The sequence below is a fragment of the Tenacibaculum sp. 1_MG-2023 genome, from assembly GCF_030547425.1.
Taxonomy (GTDB): Bacteria; Bacteroidota; Bacteroidia; order Flavobacteriales; family Flavobacteriaceae; genus Polaribacter.
On the sequence record NZ_JAUORH010000002.1, the window covers coordinates 42,163 to 63,588 of the forward strand.

Consider the following 21,426-nt stretch of genomic DNA (forward strand, 5'->3'; position numbering starts at 1 on the left):
TTTACCCTTTTCAGTCTATTTAAACCACTCTTTTTCAATCAGTGAAAAGGGTAATTAAAATTTCAGTAATTATAGAAAAAACCACCTCTACTACTATAAAAGGTGTTTTAATTTGGAAGAAAATCAAAGTAGATCTATTCCTTTTTTAGGAATATAGAATAGCTCTTTTTAAAACTTTATAAAATCATCGAAAGCAATGTAGTAAGGTTTGTCTTTAAAAACAGGTAAATCAACACTTTCAGCATTTGCTATTCCTACACCTGCATACCAAACATTAGCGTTTTGTTTTTCGGCATGTTTTTTAAATGTTTCCATCCACAACACATCATATTCTTGTGGCGATTGTATATTATTTGTCGTTTTTACCAATACAAAAATGGTAGGCTCTCCTTTTTTATACAATACGAACTGTGGATGCTTTTTCAACTCACTATTAACAGCAATAAACTCATACCCCATTTCTTGTAGTTTTGTACCTACGATATTCATCCCTAAATTATGAAGTTCTTGTTCTGTAAGTGCTTGCATTATTTTTTCTTATTGCGTTTGTTATAGTTTTTATCACCTCTTGTTTTAGGCTTTTTATACTTCTTCGCAATTTCTCTTCGGTATGAACCTCCTTGATTTGTTTTTTTATTCTTTTCTTTTTTCTCGTGAAAAGCGGGCCCTGGAATATACTCTTGAGACGTTCTATTCTTATTAACTTCTCCACCTTCTTTTGGACGCTCTTCTTCTGTTAGCTCTTTTGAGATTTCAACCTGCTCTGGAATTTCTAACTTCGGAATCTCATAATCCATCAATTCCTCAATTCGTTGTTTAGCTTCCTGTTCTTTTTCTGTCGCAAATAAAATGGCTTTTCCTTCACGCTCAGCACGACCAGTACGACCTATTCTATGCATATAATTTTCAGGAAAATGTGGTGCATTAAAATTAACCACATGCGTAACCCCTTCTAAATCAAGTCCACGCGCTATAACATCAGTAGCAATTAAAATTCGTTTTTCTCCTTGATTAAACTGCTCAATAGAGCGTAAACGATAGTTCTGCGTTTTGTTTGAGTGAATAACACAAGCTTGAGACGGATATTCTTCTGCAACACAATCAAACAACCTATCTGCATTTCGTTTATTTGGCGCAAACACCAATACCTTACTAAACTCAGATTTATCAAATAATAAATAGTTTAACAGGTTAACTTTTGTATAAAAATTTGGAACATCATAACTTGTTTGCTGAATGTTATCTAATGGTGTTCCACTCACTGCTATCGCTATTTTATGCGGCGCAATAAAAAAATCATCAATTAATGCCTCTACATCTTCTGTCATCGTTGCTGAAAACATGATATTTTGACGTCGTTGTGGCAATAAATCGAAAATGTTTAATAATTGAAAACGGAATCCTAAATCGAGCATCACATCTACTTCATCAATTACCAACTTCTGAATAGATTTTAGCTTCAACACTTTACTTAATGCTAAGTCATATAAACGCCCAGGTGTAGCAACAATAATATCTGAACCTTGCATTACTGCTTCTTTATGACGGTTTAAGTTTACACCTCCGTAAACTCCAATAGCTCGTAGTGTTATATATTTTGATAGCTTTTCAATTTCTTCAACAACTTGTACTACCAACTCACGAGTAGGTACTAAAATTAACACTCTTGGATGTTGTTGTTTAGAAAACTTTAAATCGCGTAATATTGGCAATAAGTACCCAAAGGTTTTACCAGTACCAGTTTGCGCAATACCAACCACGTCTTTTCCTGATCGGATTACAGGAAATGCTTGTTCTTGAATAGGTGTTGGATGTACAAAACCTAATTCTTCAATTGAATTTCGTAGTGGATTTGATAAGTCTAAATCTTGAAAAGTTGTCATTAACAATAATTTGATGCAAAGGTACAACCAATATTTTGTATATTTAAAGGAGTTAATTCTTTTTGATTATGGAAATACCAAAACGACTAGAACAGGCGCTTATTAAGCTTTATAATGCTTTTCATAACGATGAATTGAATCCTGAATGTTGTTCGGCATGCGCAGTTGGTAATATTTTAGATAACCGAGATAGCTGGAAACATTTAACAAATGGTCATGGTTCATTGAGGTTAAGCTATGTGGGTAGGGTACACCAAAATTTGGGCAGAAAGTTTAATGGTTACACTCCGCTTGAATTACTACACATTGAGAAAGTATTTTTAGAAACATGTGGTTTTACTGTTCCATTATGTCACTACAATCCAAAACCTAAGAACCCTACCAATAAGGAAAGACTGTTTAATGGCTTATGTGCTGTTGTAGCACATTTATCTAAGCTTGAAGATATACCTGACGTTATGGACTATGCTAAAGTTTTTGAATATGAAAAAAATAGTCCTATTTATACGTTTGATGTAATTTATCAATAGAACTCTTAACTGGCTTAGCACATTATTCTTTTCTTTTCAAAATATAAAAACCGATACAAATTTGTATCGGTTTTTTATATAATGTATTAAACACGAAGTGTCTATCCTCCAAAGTCATCAAAACGAATGTTTTCGTCATCTAGACCAAAATCTTCACCCATTTTTTGTACTGCTTTGTTCATTAATGGTGGTCCACAGAAATATAATTCTAAATCCTCAGGACTTTCATGTTTAGATAAATATTGGTCTATTACAACTTGGTGAATAAATCCAACAAAACCATCTCCGTTTTCATCATTAATATCTTTTTTAACCTTCCAGTTATCTTCTTCTAATGGCTCAGATAATGCCAAGTAGAATTTAAAGTTTGGAAAGTCTTTTTCTAACGCTCTAAAATAGTGAATATAGAATAATTCTGCTTTAGAACGACCTCCATACCAGTATGTTACTTTTCTACCAGTCTTTAAAGTTCTAAATAAATGATAAATATGTGAACGCATTGGTGCCATACCTGCTCCACCACCTACATATAACATCTCTGCATCAGACTCGTTAATAAAGAATTCACCATAAGGTCCAGAAATAGTTACTTTATCTCCTGGCTTTTGATTAAAAATATACGAAGATGCTACCCCTGGATTTACATCCATCCATCCACCTTTAGCACGGTCGAAAGGAGGTGTTGCTACACGAACATTTAACATGATTTCTCTTCCTTCTGCTGGGTAAGAAGCCATAGAGTATGCTCTCTCTACAGTTTCTTCATTCTTCATTACTAATGGCCTTAGGTTAAATTTATCCCAATCAGCCTCAAATTTATCTGGTTCACCAGGATGATCTTGTGGATGTGCAGAAATATCCATATCAGCATATTTTACTTCACATGGTGGTATTTCAATTTGAATATACCCACCTGCTTTATAATCCATTTCTTCTGGAATCTCAACTACAAATTCCTTAATAAAGGTTGCTACGTTATAGTTACGTACTACAGTTGCTTCCCATTTCTTAATTCCAAAAATTTCTTCTGGAATAGAGATATCCATATCTTGCTTTACCTTTACTTGACATGCTAAACGAATCCCATGTTGTAATTCTTTACGTGTAAAGTGAGGCGTTTCTGTTGGTAAAGCTTCACCTCCACCAGAGTTTACGTGACACTCACACTGTACACAAGAACCACCTCCACCACATGCTGATGGTAAGAAGATTTTTTCATTACCTAAGGTAGATAATAAAGTTCCTCCTGATGATACTTCAATTGTTTTTTCACCATTGATTGTAATTTTTACAGGTCCAGATGGTGCTAACTTTTGTTTTACAAATAATAATAAGGCTACTAAAACTAAAAGTACCGCTAAAAACGCTAATACTGTAATAGCAACTGTTCCTCCTGTGCTTACTTCTAAAAATACCATTATTGTGTAATTTCTTTAGTGTTATTAGCTAATTCTTCTGCTTTCTCTTGAGTTGACTCAACAGCCTTTTCTTCTACTTCTTTCTTTTCAACCTTAACTTCAGCAGTTTCTTCTTTTTTACCTGCATCATCACCTCCTGTTAACATTCCACCGAAACTCATAAATCCGATAGCCATTAAACCTGTAATAATGAATGTAATTCCCAATCCTCTTAATGCTGGTGGCACAGATGAATATCTGATTTTTTCACGAATCGCTGCAATTGCTAAAATTGCCAAGAACCATCCGATACCCGAACCAACACCATACGTAAATGATAATCCTAATGTTGGAATTTCACGTGATTGCATAAATAAAGACCCTCCTAAAATTGCACAGTTTACTGCAATTAATGGTAAAAAAATACCTAAAGAGTTATATAATGCTGGTGCGAATTTTTCTACAATAATCTCTACCAATTGTACCATAGTTGCAATCGTTGCAATAAACATGATGAATGATAAGAAACTTAAATCATAGTCTGCATACTCAGTTCCTAACCATTTTAAAGCTCCAGGTTGTAATAAGTATTGATCTAACAACCAGTTTACTGGTACTGTTACTGCTAATACAAAGATTACTGCAGCTCCTAAACCTACGGCTGTTGATACTTTTTTAGATACTGCAAGGTATGAACACATTCCTAAGAAGGTAGCAAATACCATGTTATCTATAAATATCGATTTAAAAAATAATTCTATATGTTCCATATTTTTATAGTATTGAGTATTGAGTAGTTAGTATTGAGTTTATTTATTGATAGCATCTCAATTCTCATATCTAACGTCTCTTTACTATTTTAATCTTCTACTAGTGCTTTATTTCTTGTACGTTGTACCCAAATAATAATACCTACAACGATTAATGCCATTGGTGATAATAACATAAATCCGTTATTTTCATATCCTAAAGCATACAATCCTGTTTTTTCAATAGGATCTCCTAATACTTTAAATCCTAATAAAGTACCTGAACCTAATAATTCTCTAAAAAATCCTACAATAATTAAGATTACTGCGTATCCTAAAGCATTTCCTATTCCGTCTAAGAACGACCTCCATGGCCCGTTACCTAAAGCAAATGCTTCAAAACGTCCCATAATAATACAGTTAGTAATAATTAACCCAATAAATACTGATAAGGTTTTACTTAAATCGTATGCAAATGCTTTTAACACTTGGTCTACAATAATTACTAAGGTAGCTACTACGATTAACTGTACAATAATTCTAATTTTTGATGGAATAATATTTCTCATTAACGAGATTACTACATTTCCTACTCCTAATACAAATAACACCGATATAGACATTACAATAGAAGCTTTTAACTCTGCTGTAATTGCTAATGCAGAACAAATACCTAATACCTGAATTGTAATTGGATTATTATCTGCTAATGGATCAGTAATTAATGCTGCGTCTTTTTTTGATAAAAGTCCCATATTTATTTTAATGTTTTAAAGTAAGGTACGTATAAACCTAGTTCAGATTTAATCATTGCAGCTACTCCGTCACCTGTAATAGTTGCTCCTGCAATTGCATCTACCTCGTTATCATTTTTATCTTCATTCTTTGGATCATTGTTCGATTTAGAAACTGTAATTCCTTTAAAAGAACCGTTACTCATTAAATCTTCTCCAATAAAATCGTCCATAAAATAACGTTGCTTAATGTTAGCTCCTAAACCTGGGGTTTCTCCTTTATGATCAAAGAAAACTCCTTGAACTACCATATTTTTATCCATTGCAACATAACCCCAAATAGCATCCCAAAGACCTTTACCTCTAATTGGTGCGATATAGAAAGTTTTACCTTCTTTTTCTCCAACAAATAATGGTAATTTTCTTGTTTTACCTTCTTTAGCTGCTGTTTGTTGTTTCTTTACATCTATTAAATATGCTTTAGCATCTTCAGAAACATTAGCTCCTTCAATTACTAATTGCTTTTTGATGTACTTACCAAACTCTTCTGCTACTTTATCTTTTGAAACAAATTCAACACTTGTTTCATCATTTTCGTTTACCCCCATAGCATACAAAATGTTTTGTTGCTTCTCGATACGTTTATTAGCATCGATTGTTGGGCGGAGTGATGACGCTGTAAAAGCTAACAACGCACCTACTACTAACACCATTCCTATGGCGAAAAGTACCGTATATAAATTACTATCTGTCTTCTTACTCATAATTAGGCAGTTTTAGCTTTTAAACGTTTTAATCTTCTCTTAACATTCCCTTGAACTACGTAATGATCAATTGTTGGAGCAAATACATTCATTAATAAGATTGCTAACATTACTCCTTCTGGGTATGCTGGGTTAAATACACGAATCATAATTGAAATAAACCCTATTAAGAATCCGTAAATCCATTTTCCTTTGTTGGTTTGTGATGCTGTTACTGGATCAGTAGCCATGTATACTGCACCAAATGCAAAACCTCCAATTAATAAATGCTTCCAGAAATCTAAACTCATTAATCCGTAAAACTTACTTGTTTCACCAATCCATCCCATATCAACTACCTGGTTAAAGATGAATCCCATTACTAAGGCTCCAATAACTGCAGACAGCATAATTCTCCAGCTTCCAATCTTTGTAAAGATTAAGAATAAAGCTCCTAATAAAATTAATAATGTTGATGTTTCTCCTACTGAACCTGGAATAAATCCGAAGAACATATCAGAAACTGAATGATTTAACGGTTGTGATTGTGCTAAACTTCCTAAAATAGTTTCACCTGAAATAGCATCTGCAGTTCCTGCAGCTTCTACAGCTCCTTGAACCCATACTTTATCTCCAGACATCCAAGTTGGATATGCGAAGAATAAGAATGCACGAATTGTTAAGGCTGGGTTTAAGATATTCATCCCAGTTCCTCCAAATACTTCTTTACCAATTATAACTCCAAATGCTACTGCTACTGCTAACATCCATAAAGGTAAATCTACAGGTACAATTAACGGAACTAACATTCCTGTTACTAAGTACCCTTCTTCTATCTCATGTCCTTTGATTATACAAAAAACAAATTCTATTGCTAAACCAACGGCATATGAAACAATTACTAATGGTAATATTTTAACTAAACCTATTAGGAAGTTACTCATATTCCAAAATTCTCCTGAAAAGAAACCTGTTGCGTTTGAAACAGCTTCTATTTGAAGATTATGCTGATATCCTGCATTAAACATACCAAATATTAAACATGGCACTAATGCCATGATTACTGTATTCATTGTACGTTTAAGATCATCTGCCGACTTAATGTGAGTTCCTCCATGAGTAGTCTCATTCGGCATATATAAGAACGTATGAAAACCATTAAATAGCGGAGCCATTTTAGTCCCTTCATACTTCTTTTTTAAATTATGTAAGTTTTGTTTTAAGCCCATATCTTATCCTAATTCTTCTCTCATTAAATCTAATCCTTCACGAATTATTTTTTGGTGAGGTTGTTTCGATACACAAATAAATTCTGTTAACGCAAAATCTTCTGGTGCAATTTCATAAGCTCCTAATCCTTCCATTTCGTCAAGATCTTTATACATACAAGCTTTTAATAATTGCATCGGATAGATATCTAATGGAAAAATCTCTTCATACGAACCAGTTACTACAAATGCTCTATGCTCTCCGTTAGTATTGGTATTTAAATCGTATGATTTTTTTGGATTTAACCAAGAAAATGTTAATGCTCTAGAAGTAGATATTTTATTAAAAACTGGTTTATTCCATCCAAATAATTCATAATCATCTCCTTCAGGAATAGCAGTAATCAAGTTATCATAGTATCCTAAGAAACCATCTTCACCAACTTCTGAACCGCTTAACACATTTCCGCTAATTACACGAGCGTTTTTAACATCTAAATTTCCTTTAACAACATCAGCAATGTGAGCTCCTGCTTTTGCAGTTACATACTGTGGTTTGTTAAATTTAGATCCTGCTAAAGCAACCGTACGAGTAATATTAAACTTTCCTGTTAATAGCAATTCCCCCATAACAACTAAGTCTTGAGGTGTAACCACCCATACAACTTCTCCTTTGTTAATAGGGTCTATTTGTGCTATTTGAGTACTTACATTTCCTACTGGATGTGGCCCTGAAACCTTATGTAGCTCAACTCCTTTCACATCTTTAAATGGTGATAATGTTGAGTTTTTAGCTACAGAAACATGTACTTTACCTGCTGTTAATTTGGTTAATGCTGTTAAAGCAGTTTGTAATTCTGCTTCTTTGCCTTTTAACGCATAATCATAATCTGCTGCTAAAGGTGCACTTGCGTAGGCTGATACAAAGATTGCTTTTGGTGTTTGATTAGGGTTTGCAACCACGTCGTACGGACGTTGTCTTACAAACGGCCAACAACCTGAAGCAAACAAGTGGTTTTTAACCTCTTCTCCAGACATTGCGTCTACATCTTTTTTACCAAAATCTTTGTATGCCTGCTGTGCATCAGCAGTGATTTTAATTGCTAAAACTTTTCTTCGTGCTCCACGAACGATTTCTGTAACTTTACCACTAACAGGACTTGGGAATAAAATACGCTCATCACTTTTTGAATAAAAAAGTGCTTCACCTGCTTTTACTTCTGTACCTTCTCTTGCTAAAATTTTAGGAATAACGCCGTGAAAATCATCTGGCTTTACTGCAAACATACTACCTGATTGAAGTTCGGTAGTTATCTGTTCTGCCTCGCCAACTAGCTTGATATCCAAGCCCTTCTTAATACGGATGTCTTTTGACATAGGAACTGATTAATTTGATTTTCTTAAAAACACGCAAATTTAAAAATTTTGCACCCCTTTGCAGAACAAAACCTTTCTTATCTTTAAAAAACAACATTATTTATATTTATTCTAAATAAAAACCTTGTCTTTGGCTTATATTTTGATACTTTTGTTATATCATGATAAAAACAAAACTCTCTATAATTACCTTTTTACTAGTTGTTTCAACCTTTGCTCAAAATGTAAAAACAGTACAACTACGTCCTAAAAATAATCCCAATTTTTATGCTCCAATTGTTCGTTTAGGTGATGTTTTAAAATTATCTTTTGATGATTTAAATGCTGATAGCAAACAGTACCAATACAAAGTTGAACACATGACTCATGATTGGAAACCTAGTTCAATAACTAGCAACCAATACATTGAAGGTTTTGAACAAAATGAAATCATTAATTTTACCAATTCTTTTAACACACTACAACCCTACACTCATTATTCAGTAGAAATCCCAAATCAAAACACAATTATCACCAAAAGCGGTAATTATTTAATTTCTGTTATTGATGAAAACTACGAAGTTGTTTTTACAAGGCGTTGTGTATTTTACGAAGACATTACCACAGTAGGTGTTGCCGTTTTTAGAAGTAGAAATGCTACAACAACTAACCAACAACAAACAGTCCAATTCTCTGTAAACCACCCTGGTTTACAAATAAACACTCCTTCTCAAGAAATTAATGTTACGTTATTTCAGAATCACAATTGGAACACTGCTCTCACCAATCTTCAGCCTGTTTTTATCAAACCTCAGCAATTGTTATACAACCATACAGTTAAAACTAATTTTTGGGGAGGAAATGAATTTTTAAATTTTGACACTAAATTTATACGAAACTCAAGTTTAAATGTTGCCAGAGTAGAACGTAAAAACCTGTATCACAGCTACCTTTACACAGACGAACCTAGAGTTGATAAAACATATACTTACAACCCTGATATTAACGGACAATTTGTTGTAAGAACCACTGAACGTGATGTTATTGACAATAGAGACAATACTGAAGCTGATTATTCTTTAGTTCATTTTTCTTTAGATGCTTTTGAACCTTACGAGAACAAAGAAATTTTTGTTTATGGTGCTTTTAACGATTACGAATTGTCTGAAGAAAATAAAATGACTTATAACACCTCTAAAAAAATTTACACAGCCACACTTCCTTTTAAACAGGGGTTTTACAACTACAGTTATACTACCTTAGACAACAGCAAAAACATTGACTTACATGAGATTGATGGTTCTTTTTACCAAACTGAAAATGAATACACCGTGATTGTTTACTACAAACCTTTTGGTGAAATTTACGACAGAGTAATTGGTGTAGGTTATGGCTTTTTTAACCAAAATAAGTAAGGTATCTATAGAAACATTGACTAAAAACTGAAAAAGAACTATCTTTATCATATGTTTCAGCAAGTTACAAAAGGCATTAAAATCTCTGTAAAAACATCTTTTAAAGGCTCTGTTTACAGAGGACATCGGCAGTATTATGCTTATAGTTATTATGTTTCTATAGAAAATAGCTCGAAAGAAACTGTAAAATTACTTGAGCGTTTTTGGGTTATTTTTGATGCTCTTAACAGTACTGAATACGTAGAGGGAGAAGGTGTTGTTGGCGAAACCCCCATCTTAAAACCTAACGACATTTATAATTACAGATCTAATTGCTTTTTACTTTCTACTACGGGTGCTATGGGAGGCAATTACAAAATGATTAACACAGAAACACTTGAAGAATTCCTAGTAATTATTCCTACTTTTCAATTAACTACCACTTCTATTTTAAACTAATGATTAAAAAAAACAAAGTTCCAGTTGTTAGAGATACCAACTGTTTAAACTGTGGATGCCCTTTTACTAATAATGAAAATTTTTGCCCTGAATGTGGGCAAAAAAACAGAGGTAAAAAAATCACTTTAAGTATTTTTCTTCGAGAACTTTTTGCTGGTTTTTTCTCTTTAGACACTAAGTTTTGGCGAACTCTTATCCCTTTACTAATAAGCCCAGGAAAAGTCTCAAAAGATTATATTGAAGGAAAAAGAATTAAATACACGAATCCATTTCGATTCTATTTAGCTACTTCTATTATTTTTTTCTTAATTATTAGCTTAACCGATAGTTATAAAAAATTCGAAGAATTAAGAATTGGTAGATCGTCAAAAATCAAACTAAACAACAACGATACTGAGGCTATTCAAGTAGATTTGGACTCTATACAAAATGTTGTTTTTAAACAACTTGAAGAACAGGATCCTATTAAAGCTGAACAAACAAAAGCTAAAACTGACTCCACCAAGGTTTCATATAACACAGAACTAGAAACAGTTAAATCTGATCTCGGTAATTCTTTTGACATCGTAAAATTTATGAAATTTCAAAAAGGACATCCTAAAGTCTCTATTGATGCTGCTTTGGATAGCTTACAAGTAAAGAGAAATTTTAGTAATCGTTTTTGGTATTCCCGCGCAAAAGTTTTTAATTCAATTTTTTTAGATAGAGATGAAGCTAAGAAGTTTTTTCGTCAAGTGTTATCGTACTCTTCTATTGCACTTTTTATACTACTCCCTTTATTTACTTTATTTTTAAAATTTATTTACATGAGAAAGAAGTATACTTATGTAGAACACCTAGTCTTTGTATTTCATGTACAAACCGTACTCTTCCTTCTCTTTTCTATTTTTTATATCATAGACTTTTTTAAGCATTCTAACAGCTTTTTACCTGTTTTCTTACTTCTCTTTATGATTTATTTATTTATAGCCATGAAAAGATTTTACAATCAGGGGTATTTTAAGACGTTTATAAAGTACATACTAGCCAATACAATGTTTTTTATCTTAGCTATGCTTGGATCTGTTGCTATATCGTTTGCTGCATTTGCTTTGTATTAATTTAATACTTGTAAAAAAAAGTTTTTTGAAGTGTTTTTAAACTCTACAGCTGCTTCTAACTGGTTGTTATTAGTTACTGACAACTGTATTGTTTTTACTTTATCTAAGTATTTGTTTTTAAAAGAATAAATACCTCTGTCTTTTTGTTGATAGTCATCAACATTAAATAAGAAGTAAAACTTACTGTTTTTGTTAGCTTTTTTAACTAGTTTTTGGTTCTTTACTGATGTGAACCTTAAACCACTCTCTTCACAAAAGCTATAAGTAGTAAACAAAGGCATTAATGTTAATAGGTCTTCATTGTCTACTTTCTGAATCGCTTTTTTTTCTTCTAAATAGCTACATAAACCCTCTCCTTCAACTTCTAAAATTACTTTGGGTGTTATTGTTTTTTGAACTTCCTTCTTTTCAATCTTATTAAAATCATCATCATATTCATAAGTTACAATCGTATCTAATTTTTCTATAAAAGAGGTAAGATTCCCTTCTACTACTCCATCCCATTTACTAATGACAGAATCTAGCGATAGTGTTGTAAGTTTTTTAAATTTATCTTTAAAATCTTTATCTAATCTGTCTGCTACTATTTTAGTATTTAGCTTACCTGATATACTTAGCATTGAACTAACTATAGATGTTGCTTTAAATGACTTAAACAAGTTGTTCTCTTCACTTAACTCTCCTTGAACCTTTAAACCACCTCCATCTGCAGCAAATTCAAAAAAGTCTCCTTGCAAAGTACCTATAACTATTGGCTGTTTACTATCCTTTATCCGCCTTAAGATTAAGTCGTTTTGAGAAAAGTAGTTTTCATGATTTAGTTTAGATAATAGCTGAGGAAGTATTTGTGCTCCTTTATGTTTTTTCAATAGTACTTGCAAAGAATTACCTTTCACTACACAACTTATTACCCCTTTACTATAAACAGTTGTCTTACTTACATTTTTAACTGCAAATCCTTCTTCTTTTAAAGCTTCTTTAAAATTTTGTTTTACAACTATTGGGCTACTAATAAAAAAGTTTTTAAACTCTTGTTCATTAGTATAAAAAAACAAACTAGGAGGCACTTCTACCTCATCTAACCATATTGTTTTCTTTTTTTCTTTTTTGCTTGTAGATTTCTTGAAGTCTAACTGAGAAAGTGGATGTTTTAAGAAACTACAAAGTATATTATACTCTATTTCTCTAAGATTGAGATAAACTATAGTTTTAGCTGAAGTTGGCACTTTTTTTTCATAAATTACGGTTGGATTATATCTAAAAAACCCAACCGTAACTATAATGCAGCATACGATTACTAATATATATGCTATTCTTTTTGTCATTTAGCTTATTTCGCTACTGTATTGATAAATTCTAACAATAATTTTAACGTGTTTTCTTCTGTTCCTTGTGTAGATATTTTTAATTCAGAAGAAATTGTATTACCTCTCATTCTAGACACTCTAAACACACCTTCATTTAAATTCTCTGTTGAAAAACGCATTGCTTCTTTTTCAGACTTATTCATCCATTTATTAGGAATCTTATTTAAAACAGCGTTTGCGTCAACAAAAAATACTGTTGAATTATTTCTAACCAACTTGCTGTGTTTTTTAGTATTAAAATTATTATTTCCTCTAGCAATACTTAACGCATTAGTTCTTGATGTAGTTAAGTACAATACATCATTTTTAATTACTGAATATAGGTTAAATGGTATATCAGACTTTTTAGTTTTAAATTCTACTACATTATTTTCAATCTTTAACGCTTTGTGTTTTTCTCCTAATCTAAAAAATTTACTTAACAATTCCTCTTCCTCTGAACCTATCATTAACGTAAAATCAGGAACAATTTCTTCTTTTGTTTTTGTTACTTCTTTACGCTTGTAATCTTTGTCATATTCGTAAGTAGTGTATTCTACTTCTTGTTTAGAAAAATCGTTCAATACTAAAAGAGCATCTCCAGTAACTAATTTCCCTACTGCTTCTTCATCTATAACTAAAGAGAACAAATCACCTACAATTTCCATTTCTTCTTGAAATTTAGGTAAAATGCCTCCGTACATCTTATGTAATAGTTCCGGATATTCCTTTAACGTTTCTTCAGTGTCTATCGAAATACTCCAAAAAGCTAATGCTTTATCATGATCAAAGCTGTTTACTAAATTGCGACTCATTCTTTTATTATAAATCTTTTTGAAAGATTTCTTCATATCAGAGCTAACCGACATGTCTAATAAAATTCTTGCATCGTTTTTATCAAAAAACAAATTAGCTGTTACTTCTTCAACCCCGTAAATATTTTGATTTCCACCTTCAGCATACATAGGATACAGATACCCCCCAAAAGACTTGAACAAATCTGTCATTAACATACCATAGTTACGAACCCAAAGTGTTGCTGATGCATTTTTCTTTTTACTTTTTTGAAATTTTGTATTAGAAGCAATAGAGCTGATAACATTCTTATTAAATAGGTTTAACACATACTTTTTTGTCCAACCCTTACCTATTCTTTTTCTGAAATTATAGTTATACTCTCTTTCTTCTTTAAGTTTATCTAAACGTTCTTTATGAGTTGAGAAATACCCTCTTGACGCATCACCGTTTACCAATAAAAGATAATCATCGTTCCAAATTCTAATATCACTACGTCCTTCAATGATATTATAGCCTTCCATTCTTCTTATCTTCTTCTTATTTCGTTTACTTAACATTGACTCGAACAACTCTCTATCTTTCAATTCAACATAAAAGTTATGGTATGAAATACTATCAGTTTTACTGAAGAAATAATAAGCATTCGATTTAATATTAATACCAGCATTAGCAACTGAAGACACTTTATCTTCATCACGTCTTCTATTAATATCCTTTAAAATTTCTTTTCCAATAGCATTCTTGTCAATATCTGATACTTCTATTAACTTAAATAAATTTTCTGCATTTGCAGAAATTAACACGTCTACATTGTTAGGTATCTTAGACTCTAATCGTTGAGCTTGTATAACTGTAAGTGTGTTTAAAAACAGTAGTGTAGCAATAATTTTTTTCATCCTAAATTTAATTCTCTAATTGTATTTTATTTTTGATTGTTTGTTTGTTTGCTATGATGTCTTGTGCTTGTAAATGTAACATAATAGCTTTTTTACTTTGTGATATTCTTGCTTGGTTATTCTCTGTCGTTTTTATAGGCGTTTCAAACCTATACACACTGGTGTAAGTAGCAGTTTCAAACACCTTACGGTCTTGATTTTTTGTTTTTCTGAACTCTTTCCCTAAATCAAAATGATGGCTACGTGTAAATATTTTACTCTTTTCATTAAAAGTAAAATGTCTGTTTTTTTTGATAGCTTCTATATGTTTTTTAGAGCTAAAATTAGCTATTACTTCATTTAAAGCTTCCACATTATCAAAATCACATGAAACTGTTACGATGAACTCATTAAAGTTTAACGTATTTTTTACATTATGAACTCCTTTTGTCCCTTTAATCTTAGAAACTATTTCTTGTACTTTTTTTCTTATGGTTACTTTTGAAGGTACTTTATAACCATTTATACTATCAAGTAATAGTATAGAAGCTAGCTTCGTTTTACTTTTACTTAAGTTTATGGTAAGCACAGCACTTCCCGAACCATCTTTATTAAAACTTACTTCTTCAACAAACTCAAAGCAACTTGTAAATAAGAAAATAGAAATTGTAGAGAATAGCAATAATAATCTTTTATTCATAAAATATTTTTTGCAAAGATATTAAATAGGTTTTATTACAAACGAATGATTTCTCCTCCTATTTTGTTAATATTTGAATGTAGATCGTAATAACTCATAGTAAGCTTCTTTTCGTTTTTTATAACTGACGTTACACTCACTGTTTCTACATTTTGACGCTTCATTTTTAAAGAGACCTCTTTACTACCTTTGGTTTCATCTTGATGAAAATTGATAATATCTGACTGATTAAAGTTTCTATTATTTAATAACCAATCGGTAAACCACTCTTTTCTTAACTGTTTCATTTCATCAGTATACAGTGTAGATGACGACCAAATTTTAGGTTTATTATTTAACTCTTGAAAATACTTTTTAGCTCCATCCCAAACTAACTCATAAGCTTTTAAGTTGCTATTCCAATCAACCAAAACAATAGTAAAAGGCTCAATCCCTTCAAAATCAAAATGATTGATTATTTCAACAGGATTCTCAACTTTTAATAATTGTTTTACAATAACACCTCTGCTCATTCGATACGACTCTGCTCTTTGGTGTTTGGTAAATCCTCCATTTAGTAAACAAATCAATCTATTTTTTTCACTTAAACCAATCCATGTACCACCTGCAAATTCATCTTTAGGATAGGTTAACCTTACCCCGTCTTCTAGATACGTTTTTGGTGCAATAGTTTTTCGTTTTGGGTCTTCATCTCTATTCGAGGTTAATATAAAATCATTATCTCCTAAAGGTAAATAAGTTACCGTACACATGTTGTTTTACTTTTAAATAATTCCAGCCTTTTGTCCTTTTAAATATTCCTAAAATAACCGTAACTTTGTCATTTAAGAAAGTCTGGTATAGGCTTTTTCAATAACAAAGAAAGAAATTTAATTCAACAAACAACATACAAATGGGAAAAGGATTTTTTCACGTACCAACTGCCATTAACGAAACCGTAAAAAGTTACGCTCCAGGATCTCCAGAGCGCGAAGCAGTTTCTAAACAATACAAAGAATATTTTAACGGATCTATGGATGTACCAATGTACATTGGTAGTGAAGAAATTAGAACAGGAAACACCAAAAACATGACTCCTCCTCACGATCATAAACACGTGGTAGGACAATATCATGTTGGAGACAAATCGCATGCTGAAAAGGCAGTTGCCACAGCTTTAGAGGCTCGTACAGAGTGGGCACAAATGCCATGGGAACAAAGAGCGGCTATTTTTTTACGTGCTGCTGAGTTAATTGCAGGACCTTATCGTGCGAAGATTAATGCAGCAACGATGGTTGCACAGTCTAAAACAGTACATCAAGCAGAAATTGACGCTGCTTGTGAGTTAATCGACTTTTTACGTTTTAACGTAGAGTATATGACTGATATTTACAATGAGCAACCAAACTCTGACGACGGAATTTGGAACCGTGTTGAATACAGACCTTTAGAAGGGTTTATTTATGCTGTTACTCCATTTAACTTTACTGCAATTGCCGCAAACTTACCAGCATCTGCTGCAATGATGGGGAATGTTGTAGTTTGGAAACCATCTAATAGCCAAATTTTCTCTGCAAATGTAATTATGCAAATTTTTAAAGAAGCTGGCTTACCTGACGGTGTTATTAACATGGTATTAGGAAATCCTGCAGAGATTACTGAGGTAATGTTGTCGTCTCCTGATTTTGCAGGAATCCACTTTACGGGTTCTACAAATGTATTCCAAGATCTTTGGAAAAAAATTGGAGAAAATATCCACATTTATAAAACATATCCAAAAATTGTTGGTGAAACTGGTGGTAAAGATTTTATCGTTGCGCATCCTTCTGCAAATGCTAAACAAGTAGCAACAGGTATTTCTCGTGGTGCTTTTGAATTCCAAGGTCAAAAATGTTCCGCAGCTTCAAGAGTATACTTACCAAAATCGTTAGCTGAAGAAACCTTAAACTACGTAAAAGAAGATATTGCTTCTTTTAAAATGGGCTCTCCAGAAGACATGAGCAATTTTATTACTGCGGTAATTCACGAAGGTTCTTTTGATAAGTTGGCAAAATATATTGATCAAGCGAAAGCTGATGCTGACGCAGAAGTTTTTGCTGGTGGTAACTACGATAAATCAAAAGGATACTTTATTGAGCCAACCGTTATCTTAACTACCAATCCTAAATATACGACTATGGAAACCGAATTATTTGGTCCTGTAGTAACTATTTACGTATATGAAGATGCTGATTGGGCTGATACGTTAAAATTAGTTGACGAAACTTCTGAATACGCTTTAACAGGTGCTGTATTCTCTACAGACCGTTACGCTGTTGTTGAAGCTACTAAAGCTTTAGAAAACTGTGCTGGTAACTTCTATGTAAACGACAAGCCAACAGGTGCTGTTGTAGGACAACAACCATTTGGTGGAGCAAGAGCTTCAGGAACAAACGATAAAGCAGGATCTGCTCAAAACTTATTACGTTGGGTATCTCCTCGTTTAATCAAAGAAACTTTTGTTTCTCCAACTGATTATCGTTACCCTTTCTTAGGATAAGAAAAAAAATTCCGAACTAGGAATCTTACTATAAGTTAAAAGCAACCTCTATGAGGTTGCTTTTTATTTTTTTGAATCTTTTTCCACTTTTAAATATCTTTCGCCAATAAAATTGCTTTTAAAAATGAAATCACTTTCTTTTTTCATCCTTACTTTACTTTTTTTAAGTTGTAGCAAAAGAGTATACATCAATAAAGAATGGAATACAAAAATCGATTTATCAAACTCTAAAATTATCTTTGATTCAAAGATTAGAAATAACAAAACTCTAAACTCAGATTTTCTATTATTTAAATTACCTAAAACTCATTGTCGAGTTGAAGACATTGATTTTCAACCTGAATTTAAGATTTACAATAAATTTCTTAAAGAAAAAAAGCCTGATCACGAACAACTAGCTAACGTACTTCACACGTATTTAAATCAACACTTCGAAATACTCAATTACATGAGAACAGACAAGGATGATTATGGATATTTATTTGGGTTTGTTGTTGAAAATAAAAACAGATATCTATATCATTATCGATTAATTAATTTAAATGGTTACAACTATTTAATTGAAATGAAATATACTTTTAACACATCTCTTAAAACACAAAAGCACTTTAAGAAATTAGTCAAATCAATTAAAGCTATATAAAATCGGTTTAATCTTAAGCTCATTACTTTCTATGAGGTTTTTATTTGTTTTCAAACAGAATTCAACTAATTTCGTTTAGCGTCAATTTGTTTTATTTTAACAAGCAATGAACTATAAAGAAATACTTGAAAACATATATCAAAAAATCGCTCCTATTGAAAATATAGGAAAGTTAGCCACCTATATTCCTGAATTGGCCACCATTGATACTGATAAATTTGGCGTACATATTTCTACTGTTTCCAATACTAATTTTGGATTAGGAAACTTCCAAGAAAAGTTCTCCATTCAGAGTATTGCTAAAGTATTATCTCTTTGTTTGGCGTATAAGCATCTTGGTGAATCTATTTGGGACAGATTAGGTGTTGAGCCTTCTGGAAATAGTTTTAATTCATTGATACAACTGGAAACGGATAACGGTATTCCTAGAAATCCGTTTATCAACGCAGGTGCTATTGTTATTGCTGATATTTTAATTAGCAGTTTGGTAAATCCGAAAGAAGATTTATTGAATTTTATTAAAAGTCTTTCCAAGAATAAAGACATCAGCTACTCTGCAAAAATTGCGGCTTCTGAAAAATCGGTAGGCTACAGAAATGTTGCCTTATGTAATTTTATCAAGTCTTACGGAAACATATACAACGACCCTGAAGTGGTTCTTGATTTCTATTTCGATTTATGTTCGTTGGAACTCACTTGCGAACAACTTTCTGAATTGTTTTTCTTCTTAGCCAATAACGGACAAACCAAACAGTGCGAACAAATATTGACCAAAAGCCAATCAAAAAGAATTAATGCGTTGATGCAAACCTGTGGTTTTTATGACGAATCAGGAGAGTTTGCTTTTAAAGTTGGACTCGCTGGTAAAAGTGGTGTTGGTGGTGGTATTATTGCCATACACCCCAACCAGTATGCGATTGCAGTATGGAGCCCTAAATTGAACAAAAAAGGAAATTCCTACAGAGGAATGCGCTTTTTAGAAGAGTTTACCACCCTTTCTGAACAGTCTATTTTTTAAGTTTGATTCTTTACCTGATTTAACTTAACTTAATTGACGTTGAATATTCTTTAGAACATATATCCATATTCCAAAAAAATTGACACCAACTATGAGCATCTCATTAAAAACACACAAACTAATTTGGGGAAGATCTGGAAACATGTGTGCATTTCCTGATTGCAAAAAACAATTAGTAATTGACGAAACTTCTACTGATGATCCTTCTGTAATTGGTCAAGAAGCTCATATAGTAGCAAAAAAAGAAAATGGACCAAGAGGTCAACACCCCTTAGAGCTAGAAAAAAGGGATAAATATGATAATTTAATATTATTATGTAGTGTTCACCATAAACTGATTGATGACCAAGAGAATGAATATACAGTAGAAAAACTTCATGATTTTAAAAACAAACATGAAACTTGGGTAAAAGAAAACCTAACTTTAGACAAACAAAAAATTAGAGATGATGAATTATATGCTACTTATATTCAAAAATTTATAGAACTCACCAATTTAGAAAATTGGACTAATTGGATCTCCTATATGCTAGGAATGTGGGAAACTTTTCCAAAAGAAGAGTTTGACACTTTAAAAAAAGTGCCAAATTATATAGTTTCAAGAATTTGGCCCCAAAGATATTTACCGTTAGAATCTTCTCTAATAAATTTTAAAAATATATTAAATGATTTGGTTCGTTTGTACCATGAATTTCCTGATGAAAATCCTAATGGGTATTCCATAGAGAAGTTTTATAAAAACTATCAAAGAGAAAAATTTTATCACAATCAAGAAGCATACTGTCAAGAAGCTGAAATCATGGCTTTGGAACACTACGAGTATCATGTCGCACTTATAATTGACTTAGTTATAGAACTTACTAGAGCATTAAATTATGTTTGTGATCAAATAAGGTACTTTTTATTTGAAGGTTTTAGAATTGAAGAAGGAGTTATCCTTATTAGTAGAACGGACTTTTTTAGCTCTCAAAGTTTTAGAGTAGAATATCGAGGAGGAGAACGCATAGAAATGCCATACAAAGGATTAAAAGATTTTATGACTTCAAGAAGCGGGAGGGACTATTTTGTTGGTAGCGGCATCAATGAATACTATTTTAAAAAGAATGCATGGGAATAAAAAGGTATTTAAAAGTTGACAGGAAAATCACAAAACAGTATCTCAATACTGTTTTGTGATTGTTTAATTCAATTAACTCAACTCAATTTTCATATTTAAGTACAACCATTTTGTTGGGACACCTGACGATCGTCCGTTTACTAGCTTATCATAATCAATACCCCAAACCAATAAGTTTACCTAACCTTGCAATACCAATGAGCTAGCCATAGCATTATTAAATTCTCTAATTCCAATTGCAAAAAACTTTACTTCTCTTTCAACCCCTTTGATAGACATCATTCCGTTAATTTGATACCAATCTACCCCCATCACAAAAACATTTGTAGTTCTAAAGGTTATGTTGTCGTTCTTACCATTAATAAACACTCCTTTGGTTTTAATTCTTGCAGTTAAATCAGCTTCATCACCTCTGCATACTCTAAATGAGTTTGGATCAACCTCAAACGAAATACGCATGTTTTCTAACGGATTTCCAGCATCCATTCGTACAGGAATGTCTACTTTTAAATCATTTACAATACCTCCAAACGGCGTACTACAATGACCGTGCGTTACAAACATATTAATCGTTTTGTTTTCTACAACTTCGGCTACCTCTTTTTTTATTTCTTTTGGTGTAACTGTTGAAGTACTTTTAGCAAATCCGCTTACAAGCACTATGGCTAACAATGCCCCAACTAACAAAATTCTATTTTTAATGGTTTTCATACTATTCGTATTTAAAGTTTTCATCAAAACTATCGCAACCTTCCGTTAAAAGTGTAAATCAATTGTCAAAAAAGTGTAAAAAGTGCTTTTAACTACTGGTTCATGCCTGTTTAACCTCTTGAAATACCACAAAATAAATTTTTCCTT

Annotated in this window: 21 protein-coding genes; 8 read left to right on the forward strand and 13 right to left on the reverse strand. The window is 32.1% G+C overall.

Features of this window, described 5'->3' with window-relative positions; translation table 11 throughout:
* Positions 1 to 168 precede the first annotated feature (168 nt).
* Entirely contained in the window at positions 169 to 528 is a 360-nt protein-coding gene (locus Q4517_RS01865; RefSeq protein WP_303505610.1) for a Na(+)-translocating NADH-quinone reductase subunit F, read from the reverse strand.
* Positions 528 to 1,883 (reverse strand): DEAD/DEAH box helicase, encoded by a 1,356-nt coding sequence (locus Q4517_RS01870; protein ID WP_303505613.1) that lies wholly within the window; start codon positions 1,881 to 1,883, stop codon positions 528 to 530. The genes Q4517_RS01865 and Q4517_RS01870 overlap by 1 nt, the downstream gene beginning before the upstream one ends.
* A 68-nt stretch (positions 1,884 to 1,951) precedes the next feature.
* Here Q4517_RS01870 and Q4517_RS01875 point away from each other — a divergent pair, with 68 nt between their 5' ends.
* The gene (locus Q4517_RS01875; protein ID WP_303505615.1) at positions 1,952 to 2,413 is read left to right on the forward strand and encodes a Na(+)-translocating NADH-quinone reductase subunit F; all 462 of its coding nucleotides are present in this window, start codon (positions 1,952 to 1,954) and stop codon (positions 2,411 to 2,413) included.
* Positions 2,414 to 2,514: 101 nt separating this feature from the next.
* Here Q4517_RS01875 and nqrF read toward each other — a convergent pair whose 3' ends face one another.
* The 6 genes from nqrF to Q4517_RS01905 all read right to left on the reverse strand — a co-directional run bounded on the left by nqrF (position 2,515) and on the right by Q4517_RS01905 (position 8,621).
* Positions 2,515 to 3,831: an NADH:ubiquinone reductase (Na(+)-transporting) subunit F gene (nqrF, locus tag Q4517_RS01880; protein ID WP_303505617.1), complete on the reverse strand. Its 1,317-nt coding sequence runs from the start codon at positions 3,829 to 3,831 to the stop codon at positions 2,515 to 2,517.
* Positions 3,831 to 4,580, reverse strand: a complete 750-nt coding sequence (gene nqrE / locus Q4517_RS01885; RefSeq protein WP_303505621.1) for an NADH:ubiquinone reductase (Na(+)-transporting) subunit E — start codon at positions 4,578 to 4,580, stop codon at positions 3,831 to 3,833. The genes nqrF and nqrE overlap by 1 nt, the downstream gene beginning before the upstream one ends.
* A gap of 89 nt (positions 4,581 to 4,669) precedes the next feature.
* A complete protein-coding gene (locus tag Q4517_RS01890; protein ID WP_047788329.1) occupies positions 4,670 to 5,314 on the reverse strand; it encodes an NADH:ubiquinone reductase (Na(+)-transporting) subunit D in 645 nt (214 codons plus the stop codon).
* Positions 5,315 to 5,316: 2 nt separating this feature from the next.
* Positions 5,317 to 6,057 carry a Na(+)-translocating NADH-quinone reductase subunit C gene (locus Q4517_RS01895; RefSeq protein WP_303505630.1) on the reverse strand — a complete coding sequence of 247 codons (741 nt, stop codon included), beginning with the start codon at positions 6,055 to 6,057 and terminating at the stop codon, positions 5,317 to 5,319.
* 2 nt (positions 6,058 to 6,059) lie between these two features.
* Positions 6,060 to 7,265 carry an NADH:ubiquinone reductase (Na(+)-transporting) subunit B gene (locus Q4517_RS01900; RefSeq protein ID WP_303505632.1) on the reverse strand — a complete coding sequence of 402 codons (1,206 nt, stop codon included), beginning with the start codon at positions 7,263 to 7,265 and terminating at the stop codon, positions 6,060 to 6,062.
* Positions 7,266 to 7,268: 3 nt separating this feature from the next.
* Complete coding sequence (locus Q4517_RS01905; RefSeq protein WP_303505634.1) at positions 7,269 to 8,621, reverse strand: Na(+)-translocating NADH-quinone reductase subunit A; 1,353 nt, start codon at positions 8,619 to 8,621, stop codon at positions 7,269 to 7,271.
* Between the two features lie 161 nt (positions 8,622 to 8,782).
* On the opposite strand from Q4517_RS01905, the gene Q4517_RS01910 reads away from it, so the two are divergent.
* Genes Q4517_RS01910 through Q4517_RS01920 form a run of 3 tightly spaced genes read left to right on the forward strand, consistent with a single transcriptional unit; the run spans position 8,783 to position 11,553 of the window.
* Positions 8,783 to 10,015 carry a DUF5103 domain-containing protein gene (locus Q4517_RS01910; RefSeq protein WP_303505636.1) on the forward strand — a complete coding sequence of 411 codons (1,233 nt, stop codon included), beginning with the start codon at positions 8,783 to 8,785 and terminating at the stop codon, positions 10,013 to 10,015.
* 51 nt (positions 10,016 to 10,066) lie between these two features.
* Entirely contained in the window at positions 10,067 to 10,453 is a 387-nt protein-coding gene (gene apaG, locus Q4517_RS01915; RefSeq protein ID WP_303505638.1) for a Co2+/Mg2+ efflux protein ApaG, read from the forward strand.
* Positions 10,453 to 11,553, forward strand: coding sequence for a DUF3667 domain-containing protein (locus Q4517_RS01920; RefSeq protein WP_303505640.1), 1,101 nt, complete (start codon positions 10,453 to 10,455; stop codon positions 11,551 to 11,553). Before apaG ends, Q4517_RS01920 begins: the two co-directional genes overlap by 1 nt.
* On the opposite strand, the gene Q4517_RS01925 is transcribed toward Q4517_RS01920, so the two are convergent.
* Genes Q4517_RS01925 through Q4517_RS01940 form a run of 4 tightly spaced genes read right to left on the reverse strand, consistent with a single transcriptional unit; the run spans position 11,550 to position 16,024 of the window.
* Positions 11,550 to 12,878: a hypothetical protein gene (locus tag Q4517_RS01925; RefSeq protein ID WP_303505643.1), complete on the reverse strand. Its 1,329-nt coding sequence runs from the start codon at positions 12,876 to 12,878 to the stop codon at positions 11,550 to 11,552. The two genes, Q4517_RS01920 and Q4517_RS01925, sit on opposite strands and share 4 nt — an antisense overlap.
* A gap of 5 nt (positions 12,879 to 12,883) precedes the next feature.
* The gene (locus Q4517_RS01930) at positions 12,884 to 14,593 is read right to left on the reverse strand and encodes a hypothetical protein (RefSeq protein WP_303505645.1); all 1,710 of its coding nucleotides are present in this window, start codon (positions 14,591 to 14,593) and stop codon (positions 12,884 to 12,886) included.
* A 7-nt stretch (positions 14,594 to 14,600) separates the two neighbouring features.
* The gene (locus tag Q4517_RS01935; RefSeq protein ID WP_303505647.1) at positions 14,601 to 15,272 is read right to left on the reverse strand and encodes a hypothetical protein; all 672 of its coding nucleotides are present in this window, start codon (positions 15,270 to 15,272) and stop codon (positions 14,601 to 14,603) included.
* A 35-nt stretch (positions 15,273 to 15,307) separates the two neighbouring features.
* Positions 15,308 to 16,024 carry an NRDE family protein gene (locus tag Q4517_RS01940; protein WP_303505649.1) on the reverse strand — a complete coding sequence of 239 codons (717 nt, stop codon included), beginning with the start codon at positions 16,022 to 16,024 and terminating at the stop codon, positions 15,308 to 15,310.
* Positions 16,025 to 16,164: 140 nt separating this feature from the next.
* Between Q4517_RS01940 and pruA the strand changes: the two genes are divergently transcribed.
* From pruA to Q4517_RS01960, 4 genes are all read left to right on the forward strand, one after another.
* Positions 16,165 to 17,790 (forward strand): L-glutamate gamma-semialdehyde dehydrogenase, encoded by a 1,626-nt coding sequence (gene pruA / locus Q4517_RS01945; protein ID WP_303505651.1) that lies wholly within the window; start codon positions 16,165 to 16,167, stop codon positions 17,788 to 17,790.
* A 124-nt stretch (positions 17,791 to 17,914) separates the two neighbouring features.
* Entirely contained in the window at positions 17,915 to 18,433 is a 519-nt protein-coding gene (locus Q4517_RS01950) for a hypothetical protein (protein WP_303505653.1), read from the forward strand.
* Between the two features lie 106 nt (positions 18,434 to 18,539).
* The gene (locus Q4517_RS01955; protein ID WP_303505655.1) at positions 18,540 to 19,451 is read left to right on the forward strand and encodes a glutaminase; all 912 of its coding nucleotides are present in this window, start codon (positions 18,540 to 18,542) and stop codon (positions 19,449 to 19,451) included.
* Between the two features lie 91 nt (positions 19,452 to 19,542).
* A complete protein-coding gene (locus Q4517_RS01960) occupies positions 19,543 to 20,568 on the forward strand; it encodes an HNH endonuclease (protein WP_303505657.1) in 1,026 nt (341 codons plus the stop codon).
* 180 nt (positions 20,569 to 20,748) lie between these two features.
* On the opposite strand, the gene Q4517_RS01965 is transcribed toward Q4517_RS01960, so the two are convergent.
* Positions 20,749 to 21,279 carry a YceI family protein gene (locus tag Q4517_RS01965; protein WP_303505659.1) on the reverse strand — a complete coding sequence of 177 codons (531 nt, stop codon included), beginning with the start codon at positions 21,277 to 21,279 and terminating at the stop codon, positions 20,749 to 20,751.
* Positions 21,280 to 21,426: the final 147 nt, after the last annotated feature.

Excerpts from the sequence above, each read along its gene's own strand:
- Q4517_RS01865 (WP_303505610.1), bottom strand. The coding sequence starts at position 528 with ATGCAAGCACTTACAGAACAAGAACTTCATAATTTAGGGATGAATATC.
- Q4517_RS01870 (WP_303505613.1), bottom strand. The coding sequence starts at position 1,883 with ATGACAACTTTTCAAGATTTAGACTTATCAAATCCACTACGAAATTCA.
- Q4517_RS01875 (WP_303505615.1), top strand. The coding sequence starts at position 1,952 with ATGGAAATACCAAAACGACTAGAACAGGCGCTTATTAAGCTTTATAAT.
- nqrF (WP_303505617.1), bottom strand. The coding sequence starts at position 3,831 with ATGGTATTTTTAGAAGTAAGCACAGGAGGAACAGTTGCTATTACAGTA.
- nqrE (WP_303505621.1), bottom strand. The coding sequence starts at position 4,580 with ATGGAACATATAGAATTATTTTTTAAATCGATATTTATAGATAACATG.
- Q4517_RS01890 (WP_047788329.1), bottom strand. The coding sequence starts at position 5,314 with ATGGGACTTTTATCAAAAAAAGACGCAGCATTAATTACTGATCCATTA.
- Q4517_RS01895 (WP_303505630.1), bottom strand. The coding sequence starts at position 6,057 with ATGAGTAAGAAGACAGATAGTAATTTATATACGGTACTTTTCGCCATA.
- Q4517_RS01900 (WP_303505632.1), bottom strand. The coding sequence starts at position 7,265 with ATGGGCTTAAAACAAAACTTACATAATTTAAAAAAGAAGTATGAAGGG.
- Q4517_RS01905 (WP_303505634.1), bottom strand. The coding sequence starts at position 8,621 with ATGTCAAAAGACATCCGTATTAAGAAGGGCTTGGATATCAAGCTAGTT.
- Q4517_RS01910 (WP_303505636.1), top strand. The coding sequence starts at position 8,783 with ATGATAAAAACAAAACTCTCTATAATTACCTTTTTACTAGTTGTTTCA.
- apaG (WP_303505638.1), top strand. The coding sequence starts at position 10,067 with ATGTTTCAGCAAGTTACAAAAGGCATTAAAATCTCTGTAAAAACATCT.
- Q4517_RS01920 (WP_303505640.1), top strand. The coding sequence starts at position 10,453 with ATGATTAAAAAAAACAAAGTTCCAGTTGTTAGAGATACCAACTGTTTA.
- Q4517_RS01925 (WP_303505643.1), bottom strand. The coding sequence starts at position 12,878 with ATGACAAAAAGAATAGCATATATATTAGTAATCGTATGCTGCATTATA.
- Q4517_RS01930 (WP_303505645.1), bottom strand. The coding sequence starts at position 14,593 with ATGAAAAAAATTATTGCTACACTACTGTTTTTAAACACACTTACAGTT.
- Q4517_RS01935 (WP_303505647.1), bottom strand. The coding sequence starts at position 15,272 with ATGAATAAAAGATTATTATTGCTATTCTCTACAATTTCTATTTTCTTA.
- Q4517_RS01940 (WP_303505649.1), bottom strand. The coding sequence starts at position 16,024 with ATGTGTACGGTAACTTATTTACCTTTAGGAGATAATGATTTTATATTA.
- pruA (WP_303505651.1), top strand. The coding sequence starts at position 16,165 with ATGGGAAAAGGATTTTTTCACGTACCAACTGCCATTAACGAAACCGTA.
- Q4517_RS01950 (WP_303505653.1), top strand. The coding sequence starts at position 17,915 with ATGAAATCACTTTCTTTTTTCATCCTTACTTTACTTTTTTTAAGTTGT.
- Q4517_RS01955 (WP_303505655.1), top strand. The coding sequence starts at position 18,540 with ATGAACTATAAAGAAATACTTGAAAACATATATCAAAAAATCGCTCCT.
- Q4517_RS01960 (WP_303505657.1), top strand. The coding sequence starts at position 19,543 with ATGAGCATCTCATTAAAAACACACAAACTAATTTGGGGAAGATCTGGA.
- Q4517_RS01965 (WP_303505659.1), bottom strand. The coding sequence starts at position 21,279 with ATGAAAACCATTAAAAATAGAATTTTGTTAGTTGGGGCATTGTTAGCC.